Genomic DNA, 12572 nt, shown 5'->3' on the forward strand with positions numbered 1-12572 from the left:
TTTCAGCGCTTCTTCGAATCGCTTCAATTGCTCGCAGTCTTGGTTGGTCGTGCTTTCGAACCGAATAAGTCGTGCCCACCTATCTGTAAGCGCTCTTGGTCGCACGGTCGTAACATTGCGCTGCTCTTTATGAAGGCTTATGTGTTCGGCGAGAACAAAGAGTAAGGGTCATGGCAGGTCCAGCGCAGCGCAAATCCACGGTCGGGGTCGATGTCGGCGGGGTGATGGTCGGGGGCGGCAGCCCCATCGTCGTCCAGTCGATGACCAATACAGACACTGCCGATATCGATTCCACCGTCCGTCAGGTTGCGGCACTGGCTCGGGCCGGCTCGGAAATAGTGCGGATCACCGTTGACCGCGACGAGGCTGCCGCCGCCGTGCCCCATATCCGCGACCGGCTGATGGTGCGCGGCGTCAACGTGCCGCTGGTAGGCGATTTCCACTATATCGGGCACAAGCTGTTGTCCGACCATCCCGCCTGCGCCGAGGTCCTGGCCAAGTACCGGATCAATCCGGGCAATGTGGGGTTCAAGGACAAGCGCGACAAGCAGTTTTCCCAGATGATCGAGATTGCCAACCGGTATGAAAAGCCGGTGCGGATCGGGGTCAATTGGGGCTCGCTCGACCAGGAATTGCTGACTGTTCTGATGGATGAAAACGCGAGCCGGGCCGAACCCTGGAGCGCGGCGCATGTGCAGCGCGAAGCGATCATCCGCTCGGCTATTCTTTCGGCCAAGAGGGCCGAAGAGCTGGGCATGGGGCATGACAGGATTATTCTTTCCACCAAGGTGTCGGATGTCCAGCAGTTGATTTCGGTCTATGAAGAGCTGGCGGCGCGCTGCGATTACGCGCTGCATCTGGGCCTCACCGAAGCGGGGATGGGGTCCAAGGGGATCGTTGCATCCTCGGCGGCACTGGGCATTCTGCTCCAGCAGGGGATTGGTGATACGATCCGCATTTCGCTGACGCCCGAACCCGGCGGCGACCGTACGCTGGAAGTTAAAGTTGCCCAGGAACTGCTCCAGACCATGGGGTTCCGGCAGTTCGTGCCGGTGGTCGCCGCGTGCCCCGGTTGCGGGCGGACGACGTCGACGACATTCCAGACCCTGGCCAAGGATATTCAGGATCATCTTTCGTCCTCAATGCCCGAATGGCGCGAGAAATATCCCGGCGTCGAGGCGATGAGCGTTGCGGTGATGGGCTGCATCGTCAACGGGCCGGGGGAATCCAAACACGCCGATATCGGCATTTCACTGCCCGGCACCGGAGAAACGCCATCGGCGCCCGTGTTTGTCGAGGGCCAGAAGGTTACGACGCTCAAAGGGGCTGACGTGGCCGACCAGTTCAAGGCCATGGTTGCCGACTATATCGAAAACCGGTTCGGGGCGGGGCGAGCCAAGCCGGCTGCGGAATGATTTCCATTCGTCCTGCGCTGACCGGGGATGCACAAGAGGCGGCCGCGCTGCTGCGGCGCTCGATTGTCGAGCTTTGTGTGCCCGATCATGGCAATGATGCCGAGCGGTTGGAGCACTGGCTTTCCAACAAGACGCCCGAACACTTTGTGAAGTGGATCGAGGATCCCCTCAATATGATTTTTGTGGCTTTCGCCGATGGCCGGATGGCCAGCGCGGGAGGGGTTCGGGACGGGGACGGGATCGTCCTCAACTACGTGCATCCCGAGAGCCGGTTCACGGGCGTATCGGGGGCGATGATGATTCATCTCGAAGAGATATTGCGCGTGCGGGGGGAGCCGGTGGCCAACCTTGTCAGCACGATTACGGCGCGCCGGTTTTACGAGGCGAGAGGCTATCGCGAGCGCGATCTGTTGCCCGAGCAGCGGCCGCCTTACGGGATCGCGATGGAAAAGCGGCTCTAGGGCTTCCACCATCGGCTGGGGGGATGCTGGCTGCCTTAGAACCGGATGTGCTAGGCTGCCGGCCATGTCAAAGCCCGACCACACTCCCGATCCCGAAGTGGTTGCCGCATTCGATGCGATGATCGCTGGCGTGCCTGGCGTCGAACGCAAGGGCGCGCAGATGCCCTATGTCTCGATCAACGGCAATATGTACGCGTCGATCTCGAAAGCCAATGTCATCGGACTGCGCCTTGGGAAGGCCGACCTTGCCGAATTTCTCGAGGCGTTCGAGACGACATTGTTTGAGGGAGTGCCCGGCCATTTCATGAAAGAATATGCCGCGGTGCCGGACTCACTGCTTGCCCAGCCACATACGCTGCGCGCCTGGTTTGCCAGGAGCTATGCCCATGTGTCGGCCCTCAAGCCCAAGCCAACCAAGCGTTAGAGCCGCTTTCAGCTTTGCCGCGCTGCGAAGTGGCGGATCAGGGCGCGTAGGGGATCGGCGCCGGGGCCGAACGGGCGGAGGGCGTCGATGCCGTCTGCAACGGCGCCATCAAGGACCTGACGGGCGGCGTCCAAACCCTTGCGGGCGACGATTGTGGACTTGTTCTGGGCCACATCCTTGCCGGCGGTCTTGCCCAGAGTGTGGGACGTGGCGGTGACGTCGAGGATGTCATCTGCGATCTGGAAGGCGAGACCTGCGACGGTGCCGAAGCGGGTCAGCCCGGATCGCTGGGCGGGGGAGGCGTCGCCGAGAACAGCGCCCATTTCAACGCCCGCCCGGATCAGGGCGCCGGTCTTTTTGGCCTGCATCGTGAAAATCGCATCTTCATCGAGCGGACTTGTTTCGCCTTCGATGTCAAGGACCTGTCCGCCTACCATGCCGGCGGGGCCGGCCGCATGGGCGAGGATCAGAACCAACTCGGCACGGATGGCGGGATCAGGATGGGTGCGCCGATCGGACAAAAGCGCGAAGGCTTCGGTTAAGAGCGCGTCGCCGGCCAGGATGGCCAAGGCGGGGTCGAAGGCTTTCCAGACCGTGGGTTTTCCGCGGCGCAGTTCGTCATTGTCCATGTCGGGCAGATCGTCATGGACGAGGGAATAGCAGTGGATCATTTCGAGCGCCACGCCCACAGCGAGGCTCTTTTCATGCGGCACGGCAAACAGCGATGCGGAAAGGCGTACGAGAAAAGGGCGCAGCCGTTTGCCGCCGTCGAGAGCGCCATGGGCCATGGCGGCCAAGAGGCGCTCGGGCGCGTCAAGCGTCGCAAGATGGGTGGCCAGAAACGCTTCGGTTTCGATGGCGCAATCGGCGAGCTGAGAATCGAATTGATCTTCGGTCATGGCAAGATTTGCTAAAGCCTCCCTGTCCATTCTACAAGCGCGCTCATTTGCGATTGAACCCACGAGACGACATTGGCCGGACGGCGGAAAAAACGGGGCTGGAAATTCTGGGTGGCGGCCCCGCTGATGCTGGCCGCAGCGCTTGTGGCGATTCCATTGGTGCTGGTGCCGCTCTACTGGGTGGTGCCGCCGGTTTCGACCTTGATGATAGGGCGCTATGTTACCGGGCAGCCCGTAACGCGAATATGGCGCGATCTCGACGAGATCTCCGACCGGCTCAAGACGGCGGTGGTGCTTTCGGAAGACGGGCAGTTCTGCACCCATCATGGCGTCGATGTTGCCGCACTGCAGACCGAGATCGACAATTTTCTGGCCGGGCGGGAGACACGGGGCGCTTCCACCATCACCATGCAGGTGGCGCGGAACCTGTTCCTGACAAATTCGCGCTCGGCGATACGCAAGGCGATCGAAGTGCCGCTGGCTATCTATATCGATCTGGTATTGCCCAAGCGGAGGATCATGGAGATATATCTCAATATCGCCGAATGGGGCCCGGACGGGCAATTCGGGGTGGAGGCCGGTGCGCAAACGGCGTTCGGGATGAGCGCTGAAAGTTTCACCTGGCAGCGCGCCGCGTTGATGACCGTGACCTTGCCCAATCCGCATGTGCGTCGCCCCGGAAACCCCACAAATGGGCTTCTGGCTGTAGCGGGAATCGTCGAGGGGCGAGCGCAACGGTTTTCTGCGCACGCCAATTGTCTTTTCGAGGGGGCGCCCGCCCTGTGAGCGCATTCGATTTTCGTGATCGGCGGACTAGCCAAGGCCCCGGTGATCCTGTATAGAGCGCCACGATCCCGATAGGGTAAAACGGTTTTGGCGTGGCCGGCGCGGCAGGGTTCTATTGCCTGAGCAGGTTGCGCAGCACGAAAATGGAGTAGTCAAATGGCAGTCCCCAAAAGGAAGACGACGCCGATGAAGCGCGGGTTCCGCCGTTCGGCCGATGCGCTCAAGGGCGCAGCTTATGTTGAAGACAAGGACAGCGGCGAGCTTCGCCGTCCGCACCATGTGGACCTGAAGTCCGGCATGTATCGCGGCCGGCAGATTCTTGAGCCTAAGGGCAACTAATTGTAGTTTGTGGTCGCGCTTCCGAACCGGAAAACCGGTGGCCACTTTTCCTGGAAGCGCTCCGAGCTTTTGCGCTTTAGACCAAAGCGCCATTGACGGGCTTGCCCGTCCAGATTACGGCCAGTCCTTGAAAAAGGGCTGGCTTTTTTATTGGCCAGTTCCAGACTTATCCCGGAGGACTTTAGATGAGCACGCGGACCGAAACCGACTCGATGGGCCCGATCGAGGTTCCAAGCGAGAAATATTATGGAGCACAGACCGCGCGCTCGCTGATGAACTTCGATATCGGGGGCGAAAAGATGCCCCTCGAGATCGTCCATGCTTTTGGCATCCTCAAAAAGGCGGCGGCGGTCACCAATGCCAAGCTCGGGCTTATGGATGAGGTGACACGCGATCTCGTGGTCGCGGCCGCCGATGAGGTGATCGCGGGCAAGCTGGACGATCATTTCCCGCTGGTGGTGTGGCAGACCGGGTCGGGCACCCAGTCGAACATGAACGTCAACGAGGTGATTTCCAACCGCGCCATCGAAATGGCGGGCGGAGAGATGGGCAGCAAAAAGCCCGTTCATCCCAATGACCACGTCAATATGAGCCAAAGCTCCAACGACACCTATCCCACGGCCATGCATATCGCCGCCGTAACGATTGTCGAGGACAAGCTGTTTGCCAAGGTCAAGCTGCTGCGCGACACGCTGGCGCAAAAGTCCGAAGCGTTCATGGACGTGGTCAAGATCGGCCGAACCCATCTGCAGGATGCAACGCCTCTGACGCTGGGGCAGGAAATTTCGGGCTGGGTGGCCCAGATCGATCTGGCGCTCAAAGCCATTGAAGCGAGCCTGCCGCAACTGCGTGAACTGGCGTTGGGCGGAACGGCAGTGGGGACCGGGCTTAACACCCATCCCGATTATGCGCGCATGGTGGCCGAGGAAATTTCAACCCTTTCAGGGCACCAGTTCGAGACGGCGCCGAACAAGTTCGCGGTGCTGGCCGGTCACGATGCATTTGTCGGCGCCTCGGGGGCGCTCAAGCAGCTTGCCGTTGCGTTCATGAAGATCGCAAATGACGTGCGCTGGCTGGCGTCGGGGCCGCGGTCGGGCCTTGGTGAAATCACCATACCTGAAAACGAGCCGGGTTCCTCGATCATGCCCGGGAAGGTCAATCCGACCCAATCGGAGGCCATGACCATGGTTGTGGCGCAGGTGATGGGCAATGACGCGGCCATCGGATTTGCGGCGAGCCAGGGCAATTTCGAGCTCAATGTCTATAAGCCGGTCATCGCCTTCAACTTCATCCAGTCGGTGCGGCTCCTGGCCGACGCGGCCAAATCGTTTAACGACAATTGCGCCATCGGGATCGAGCCGGACCGCAAGAAGATCAACGAGCACCTTAACAATTCGCTGATGCTGGTCACCGCGCTCAACCGTAAGATCGGCTATGACAACGCCGCCAAGATCGCCAAGACGGCGCACAAGAACGGTACGACATTGCGTGAGGAAGCCATCGCGCTGGGGCTTTTGAGCGGCGAGGAGTTCGACGCCGAAGTGCGACCCGAACAGATGGTCGGGCCGATTTCGGTCAAGAAATAAAGGACAAGGGTCGATCGATGATCGGCCCTTTTTCAATCATCGCTGAGCGAATCCTGGGTATTGTTTCCGCCCTGCAAAGTGACGAGCGGATGGTCGGGCGCCGGCCAGTTTCCGGCGTTGCGAATGGCCGTTTCATAAGGGTCGGCGCTGTCTTTAGGGTGCCAGCCGAGGTGGCTGACGTGCTCGTTGGACCACCAGGCCCGTGAATTGGCCGATACCCCCCAAATGGTGGGGCAGCCCAGTTTGGGAACAGCGAACACGCGTTCGACGAGGCTGACGAAATCGTCATAGCTGAGCCAAGTGGCCAGCATGCGATAGTCGGTGGGGCTTTCAAAGCATGAGCCGATGCGGACGATGGCGGTCTCCTGGCCCAGCTTGTCGTGGTAGAAGCGGGCCAGCGCTTCTCCGAAGCACTTGGACACGCCGTAAAGGCCGTCGGGGCGGACGGCGGAATCGATGTCCACTTGTTCGTCCTGGCGGTAAAAGCCCACCACATGATTTGAAGAGGCAAAGAAGATCCGCGGCATGCCATTGTGACGGGCAGCTTCGTAGAGGTTTCGCAACCCGACGATGTTGGCATCAAGAACGACCGAAAAGCTCTGTTCGGTCGAAATGCCGCCGAGATGGACGATACCGTCGCAGCCTTTGACCAGCTCATTGACGGCCGCGGCATCGGAGAGGTCGCAAGTGACGATTTCTTCGTTTTCCGCCGGCATTCCCATCGGAATGATATCTGAAAGGCGCAGTGTCGGCGCGAGATGAACCAGGCGTTGACGGGCCATGCGTCCCAACCCGCCGGCCGCGCCGGTAATCAACAATCGCCTCATGTGCCGTCCTCCCATGCGTCTGATCGCGCGCATCATAGAGATAGGACAATGGCGGTCAATCTGTATGATGAATTGCTTTGGAGGCTCGCTTGACAGTCTGCGCCGTACGGTGTCTTTCTGACAAACGGCCGCGAACAGAATGCGGCATTTGGCAAGTGGGAATGGGAAAGGGGCGCCATGGCTTCCCAGATCGAAGATGCCGGCCAGGGCAATGGAACGCTGGTCGTACAGGTCGCCAGCATCTTGCGCAGGGCGATACAGTCCGGCCAATACAAGCCCGGCGAGAAACTGCCCAGCGAAGCACGGTTGACCGAAGAGCATGGGGTAAGTCGGACCGTTGTGCGCGAAGCGATTGCGGCCCTGCGATCGGACGGCCTCGTCGAGCCGCGGCGCGGAGCGGGGGTCTTTATTCTCGAACCGGTGGCCACCCCGGGCCTGCCCTTCCAGAACGTCGATCACGCACGCATTTCCTCGATAATCGAATTGCTTGAGCTGCGCGCGGCCGTGGAAGTGGAGGCGGCGGGACTGGCGGCCGTCCGCCGTTCGCCGATACAGGAGGAAATCATCCTTGAACGGCATCGCGCGGTCGGCGCGTGTATCGAGAACGGGGAGCCCACAAGCGTTGCCGATTTCGCCCTGCATGAGGCCATTGCGCAGGCGACAAACAATCCGCGCTTCGTCGAGTTCGTCGCCCTGATGGGTCAGAACGCCATCCCTCGAGCGGCTTTGTCGGATACGACCGGGGAGGTCTCTCAAAGTTATCTTGGTCAGATCCATGACGAACATGCTCGGATTGTGGGGGCTATCTCCAATGGCGACGCGGAAGAGGCGCGGCAGGCCATGCGCACGCATTTGTTGGGCAGCCAGCGCCGCTATCGTGCATTGTTGCAAAGCAGATAGAAACATATCATACAAGATGTTGACATTAGTCATGCAGGTCTGTAGGTCCTTTTCAGGACCAATTGCATATCGAGGACTTGCCCATGACCCCGCAGGACGTCAAACACGCGCTTGGCGCGGGTCTCCTGTCGTTTCCCGTCACTCATTTCGATGCTGAGGGGAAATTCAACGCCGGATCGTACCAGGAGCATGTCGCCTGGCTTTCGGACTTCGAGGCCACCGCGCTGTTTGCGGCGGGAGGGACGGGCGAATTTTTCTCGCTGACGCCCGAGGAAGTTCCCACAGTGGTAGCGGCCGCAAAGGAAGCGGCGGCGGGCAGGACGGCGATCATCTCGGGTTGCGGGTATGGCACTGAAATGGCCATCTCCATCGCGAAGGCGGCGGAGAAAGCCGGGGCCGACGGTATTTTGCTCTTGCCCCATTATCTGATCGATGCGCCCCAGCAGGGGCTTTATGAACATGTAAGGCGGGTCTGCCAGTCGGTGGGCATCGGGGTGATGGTCTATAATCGGGACAATTCCGTTCTGCAGGCCGATACGCTGGCGCGGTTGTGCGAGGTGTGCCCCAATCTGATCGGGTTCAAGGACGGGACGGGGGATATCGGGCTCATACGGCAAATCACCGCGACCATGGGGGATCGTCTGACCTATCTGGGCGGTATGCCCACTGCTGAGTTGTTTGCCGAAGCCTATCTGGCGGCAGGGTTCACCACCTATTCCTCCGCGGTCTTCAACTTCGTGCCGGGGTTGGCGGTGGATTTTTACAAGGCTTTGCGCGGCGGCGATCGGGCGCGGTGCGAGGCGATCCTGAAGGATTTCTTTTATCCCTTCATGGCAATCCGCAATCGCGGCAAGGGCTATGCGGTGGCCGCGGTCAAGGCCGGGGTGCGGCTGCAGGGCTTTGACGCGGGGCCGGTTCGTGCGCCACTATCGGACCTGACGAGGGAGGAAGAAGGCATGCTCGAGGCTCTGATCGCGCCCTACAAGAAATGAAGATAGCGGCGGTCAACACCCATTTGCTCGAACACCGGCTGGAGAGGGCTTTCGAGAGCGCGTCCATGCGCTTTGACCGGCGGGTGCATGTGCTGGTCGAGATCGTCTGCGATGACGGCACGACGGGCTGGGGCGAGTGCCTTGGCCCGGCGCGGCCCAATGCGGCGGTGGTCGCGGCCTATTCCCAATGGCTGATCGGGCAGGATCCGCTGGAGACCGAAAAGCACTGGGCAGTGCTCTATAACGCATTGCGGGATCAGGGGCAGCGCGGGTTGTCGATTACGGCGCTGTCGGGGATCGACATCGCGCTCTGGGACATCAAGGGCAAGCATTTCGGCGTGCCGGTCTCAACGCTGCTGGGCGGAAAATTCCGCGACAGTGTAAAGGCTTATGCGACCGGCTCGTTCAAGCGCGATGGGGTGGATAGGGTCGAGGACAATGCGCTCGAGGTCGCGCGCTATCGGGCCGAAGGGTTCCATGCCACCAAGGTCAAGATCGGGTTCGACCCGCATCAGGATCTGCGGGTGGTCGCTGCGGTGCGTGAAGCGGCGGGGCCGGACATGGCGATCATGATCGACGGCAATCACGGCTACGACGCCATCGAGGCCATCAGGGTGGGTAACGCGGCGGCGCAGTATGGCATCGACTGGTTCGAAGAACCTGTGGTTCCAGAACAGCTTGCCGCCTATCGCGAGGTGCGCGCGAAACAGCCGATTCCGGTGGCGGGCGGGGAAACCTGGCATACGCGCTGGGGGATGCGCGAGCCGATCGAAACGCGCTGCGTCGATATCGTCCAGCCCGATATCTGCGGGTGCGGCGGGTTTAGCGAAGCGCGGCGCATTGCCGATCTTGCGGGCCTGCACGGGGTGCGGGTTGTGCCCCATGTGTGGGGCACGGCGATCCAGATCGCGGCGGCGCTTCAGTTCATGGCGGCGATGGTGCCCAGCCCGGTGCGCAACAACCCGATCGAGCCGATCCTGGAATTTGACAGGACTTTCAATCCCTTCCGGCAGGCCGTGGTGACCCGCCCGATCGAGCATGAGGCGGGCGTCGTGGCCATTCCCGACGGGCCTGGGCTGGGCATCGAGATCGACCGCGATGCGCTTAAGGAATTTGCGCCGAAGGGCGAGTGATGATCGAGCGGACATACACCGGGCCAAGGCCGATAACCCAGTTGCCGGCGGGGGCGATCGATACGCAAATCCATGCCTATATGCCTGGATTTCCGGCACTTGCGGGCGGTCCGGGGCTGCCGCCCGAGCCGTTGCCGACGCCGGATGATTACCGGAAAACCATGGGCTGGCTGGGGATTGACAGGGTGGTGGTGACGCAGGGCAATGCGCATCAACTCGATAATGGGTGCCTTCTGGCTTGCCTTGCCGATTTCGGGGACCTCGCCAAGGGGGTGGCGGTGGTGACGGGCGATACCCAAGATGCTGAAATGCAAACGCTTTCAAGGGCAGGGATCGTCGGCGCGCGGATCATGGACCTACGGGGCGGAGCGGTGGGCCTGGACCAGCTCGAAGCGGTGGATGCGCGGGCTTTCGCGTTCGACTGGATGATGGCCGTTCAGTTCGATGGCGGCGAAATCCTCAACCATTTCAATCGGTTGGCGACGATCAGATCGCGCTGGGTGCTCGATCACCACGGCAAGTTCTTTGCCGGGGTGACGCCCCAAAGCGCGGAGGTCGATGCGGTCAAGCGATTGATCGACAAGGGAAATTTGTGGTTCAAGTTTGCCGGCTGCTATGAATCGAGCCGGACGGGCGGTCCCGGTTATGCCGATATCGGCGCGGTGGCGCGCGAGATCGCCGCTTTTGCGCCCGAGCGGATCGTCTGGGGCACCAACTGGCCGCACAATGCGGCCAAACGGACCGAGGACTACCCGGACGATGCGGCGCTGCTCGAGACCGTTCTGAGCTGGTTTCCCGACGAAAAGGGAAAAAACCTTGCTCTTATCGACAATCCCGAAGCGCTTTACGGATTTTCGCGCTGGACATCAGCTTAACCGCCTCCAGCGCTCCGGGGATAAATTTTCCGATTAACGTGCGAGCCAACCACCGTCCACGGGGATCGTCGTGCCGTGCATATAGTCCGATGCCCGGGCGAGGAGAAAGACTGCGGCATCGCCTATATCTGAAGGCTCGCCCCAGCGTCCGGCGGGGATTCGGCCCAGAATCTGGGCGTTTCGGTCGGGGTCGGCGCGCAGGGCCTCGGTGTTGTTGGTCTCGATGTAGCCCGGCGCTATGGCGTTGACGTTTATGCCCTTTTGCGCCCATTCGCAGGCGAGGAGGCGGGTCAGGCCCATCACCCCTGATTTCGATGCGGTGTAGGAGGCGACGCGGATGCCGCCCTGAAAGCTCAGCATCGAAGCTATGTTGACGATTTTCCCTTTTTTTTCAGGCGTTTGCAGCACGCGGCGCGCGAAGGCCTGGGAGAGAAAAAAGACGGTTTTGAGATTGATGTCCATAACCTCGTCCCAGTCTTTTTCGGTGAAATCGAGGGCGTCGGCGCGGCGGATAATGCCGGCATTGTTGACCAATCCGTCGATGCGGCCCGCCTCGTCCCAGGCTTCATCGAGCATCAATTTAGGGTCAACATTGGCGCCAAAATCTATGGACTTGTGTGAAATTGACCCGGACTTTGCCGAAGTTTGGCGAAATAATTTTTCGGTCTCTTCCATGGACGAGCGTCCGACGGCGATGACGTTGCCGCCGGCCCGTCCGATGGCCAATGCGATGCCCTGACCGATGCCGGTATTGGCGCCGGTCACCATTATGGTTTTTCCCGTAAGCGAGAAGGCGGAAAGATCGGTCACAGGATGTCTCCGGGCTGGACGGGCTCGACATCGGTGTAATCGACATTGTCACCGGCCATGGCCCAGATGAAGGTGTAGCTGGCGGTGCCGGCGCCCGAATGGATCGACCAGGGGGGCGAGAGGACGGCCTGCTGGTTGGCGACGATCAAATGACGGGTCTGCTTGGGTTCGCCCATCAGGTGGATGACGCGCTGGTCGTCGGCGAGGTCGAAATAGAGATAGGCCTCCATGCGGCGCGAATGGACGTGGGCGGGCATCGTGTTCCAGATCGAACCGGGGGCGAGGGTGGTCATGCCGACGACGAGCTGGCAGGTTTCGACGGCGTTGGTGAACTGGAAGATCGAGCGCTCGTTGCAGGTTTCCGAGGAGCCGAGGTCAAGGCGCTTGGCGTCGTCGATCCTTATGTGGGTGGTGGGGTGCGTGGCGTGGGCCGGGGCGCTGACGATATAGAATCTGGCCGGGTTGGCCGGGTCGGTCGAGGCAAAGCTGACCGAGGATCCACGACCGACATAGATCATGTCGCGGGTGCCCAGCGTGAAGGTTTCCTCGCCCGCCGTGACTTTGCCCTCGCCGCCGATATTGACCGCGATCATCTCGCGCCGGTCGAGAAAGTTTTCGGTGCCTGTGGGCTTGATGGGGTCGAGCGGAAGCGGTTCGGCGCCGGGGACGGCGCCGCCGACGATCATGCGGTCGTATTGGGTATAGGTGAGCGATACGGTGCCGGGCGCGAACAGGTCCTCAATGAGGAAGTTCTCTCGCAATGCTGCCGTGTCCATGCCTGCCGCATGGGCCGGCGCAATGGCGTCGCGGGATGTGAAACGGGTCCGGCTCATAAGGGCTCTCCACTTTCCATACAAATATCGGTGCTGTCATACATGTTTGGTTCGCCTGCCGCAAGGCCGTCAGACTCATGGAGCGGCGCGGGCGGCGGTCGCCGGGATATGGAGCGTTCCGGACCGACGCCCAGCCCGGCAAGAGGATGTCCAGCGCCGCGATGGGCGCCGGGCGGGCCAAGAGGGCCCGATCTGTCCGTGTGCCGGAAATCGGTATGATTTTCCAGAGCCTTATCGCCGCGCTCAACAAAAAAGAATATTAGTAGGACTAATTTATGTCCGGTTTTCGGCC

14 protein-coding genes are annotated in these 12572 nt (G+C 61.0%); 10 read left to right on the plus strand and 4 right to left on the minus strand.

Annotated elements, in window-relative coordinates; translation table 11 throughout:
* Nucleotides 1–170 precede the first annotated feature (170 nt).
* The 3 genes from ispG (at nt 171) to ACP148_RS18070 (ending at nt 2300) form a co-directional block, all read left to right on the plus strand.
* Nucleotides 171–1415, plus strand: a complete 1245-nt coding sequence (gene ispG / locus ACP148_RS18060) for a flavodoxin-dependent (E)-4-hydroxy-3-methylbut-2-enyl-diphosphate synthase (protein ID WP_421952667.1) — start codon at nt 171–173, stop codon at nt 1413–1415.
* Nucleotides 1412–1876 carry a GNAT family N-acetyltransferase gene (locus tag ACP148_RS18065; RefSeq protein ID WP_421952666.1) on the plus strand — a complete coding sequence of 155 codons (465 nt, stop codon included), beginning with the start codon at nt 1412–1414 and terminating at the stop codon, nt 1874–1876. Before ispG ends, ACP148_RS18065 begins: the two co-directional genes overlap by 4 nt.
* Before the next feature lie 64 nt (nt 1877–1940).
* Nucleotides 1941–2300, plus strand: a complete 360-nt coding sequence (locus ACP148_RS18070) for a hypothetical protein (protein ID WP_421952665.1) — start codon at nt 1941–1943, stop codon at nt 2298–2300.
* 8 nt (nt 2301–2308) lie between these two features.
* Here the strand turns inward: ACP148_RS18070 and ACP148_RS18075 are convergent, their stop codons facing one another.
* Nucleotides 2309–3199 carry a polyprenyl synthetase family protein gene (locus tag ACP148_RS18075; protein WP_421952664.1) on the minus strand — a complete coding sequence of 297 codons (891 nt, stop codon included), beginning with the start codon at nt 3197–3199 and terminating at the stop codon, nt 2309–2311.
* A gap of 111 nt (nt 3200–3310) precedes the next feature.
* Between ACP148_RS18075 and ACP148_RS18080 the strand changes: the two genes are divergently transcribed.
* The 3 genes from ACP148_RS18080 (at nt 3311) to fumC (ending at nt 5910) form a co-directional block, all read left to right on the plus strand.
* Nucleotides 3311–3985, plus strand: a complete 675-nt coding sequence (locus tag ACP148_RS18080) for a transglycosylase domain-containing protein (protein WP_421952663.1) — start codon at nt 3311–3313, stop codon at nt 3983–3985.
* 156 nt (nt 3986–4141) lie between these two features.
* Entirely contained in the window at nt 4142–4324 is a 183-nt protein-coding gene (gene rpmF, locus ACP148_RS18085; RefSeq protein ID WP_041528804.1) for a 50S ribosomal protein L32, read from the plus strand.
* A 185-nt stretch (nt 4325–4509) separates the two neighbouring features.
* Complete coding sequence (gene fumC, locus ACP148_RS18090) at nt 4510–5910, plus strand: class II fumarate hydratase (RefSeq protein WP_421952662.1); 1401 nt, start codon at nt 4510–4512, stop codon at nt 5908–5910.
* A gap of 32 nt (nt 5911–5942) precedes the next feature.
* Here the strand turns inward: fumC and ACP148_RS18095 are convergent, their stop codons facing one another.
* Entirely contained in the window at nt 5943–6737 is a 795-nt protein-coding gene (locus ACP148_RS18095; RefSeq protein WP_421952661.1) for an NAD-dependent epimerase/dehydratase family protein, read from the minus strand.
* Nucleotides 6738–6914: 177 nt separating this feature from the next.
* Here ACP148_RS18095 and ACP148_RS18100 point away from each other — a divergent pair, with 177 nt between their 5' ends.
* The 4 genes from ACP148_RS18100 to ACP148_RS18115 all read left to right on the plus strand — a co-directional run bounded on the left by ACP148_RS18100 (nt 6915) and on the right by ACP148_RS18115 (nt 10637).
* Nucleotides 6915–7637, plus strand: a complete 723-nt coding sequence (locus ACP148_RS18100) for a FadR/GntR family transcriptional regulator (protein ID WP_421952660.1) — start codon at nt 6915–6917, stop codon at nt 7635–7637.
* A gap of 83 nt (nt 7638–7720) precedes the next feature.
* Complete coding sequence (gene kdgD / locus ACP148_RS18105) at nt 7721–8629, plus strand: 5-dehydro-4-deoxyglucarate dehydratase (protein WP_421952659.1); 909 nt, start codon at nt 7721–7723, stop codon at nt 8627–8629.
* Nucleotides 8626–9762: a mandelate racemase/muconate lactonizing enzyme family protein gene (locus ACP148_RS18110; protein WP_421952658.1), complete on the plus strand. Its 1137-nt coding sequence runs from the start codon at nt 8626–8628 to the stop codon at nt 9760–9762. Before kdgD ends, ACP148_RS18110 begins: the two co-directional genes overlap by 4 nt.
* On the plus strand, nt 9762–10637 hold the full coding sequence (locus ACP148_RS18115) for an amidohydrolase family protein (protein WP_421952657.1): 876 nt from the start codon (nt 9762–9764) through the stop codon (nt 10635–10637). The genes ACP148_RS18110 and ACP148_RS18115 overlap by 1 nt, the downstream gene beginning before the upstream one ends.
* Before the next feature lie 33 nt (nt 10638–10670).
* Here ACP148_RS18115 and kduD read toward each other — a convergent pair whose 3' ends face one another.
* The gene (kduD, locus tag ACP148_RS18120) at nt 10671–11447 is read right to left on the minus strand and encodes a 2-dehydro-3-deoxy-D-gluconate 5-dehydrogenase KduD (protein WP_421952656.1); all 777 of its coding nucleotides are present in this window, start codon (nt 11445–11447) and stop codon (nt 10671–10673) included.
* Complete coding sequence (gene kduI / locus ACP148_RS18125) at nt 11444–12280, minus strand: 5-dehydro-4-deoxy-D-glucuronate isomerase (RefSeq protein ID WP_421952655.1); 837 nt, start codon at nt 12278–12280, stop codon at nt 11444–11446. The genes kduD and kduI overlap by 4 nt, the downstream gene beginning before the upstream one ends.
* Between the last annotated feature and the right edge of the window lie 292 nt (nt 12281–12572).

Source organism: Pelagibacterium sp. (assembly GCF_965249125.1).
Classification (GTDB): Bacteria; Pseudomonadota; Alphaproteobacteria; order Rhizobiales; family Devosiaceae; genus Pelagibacterium.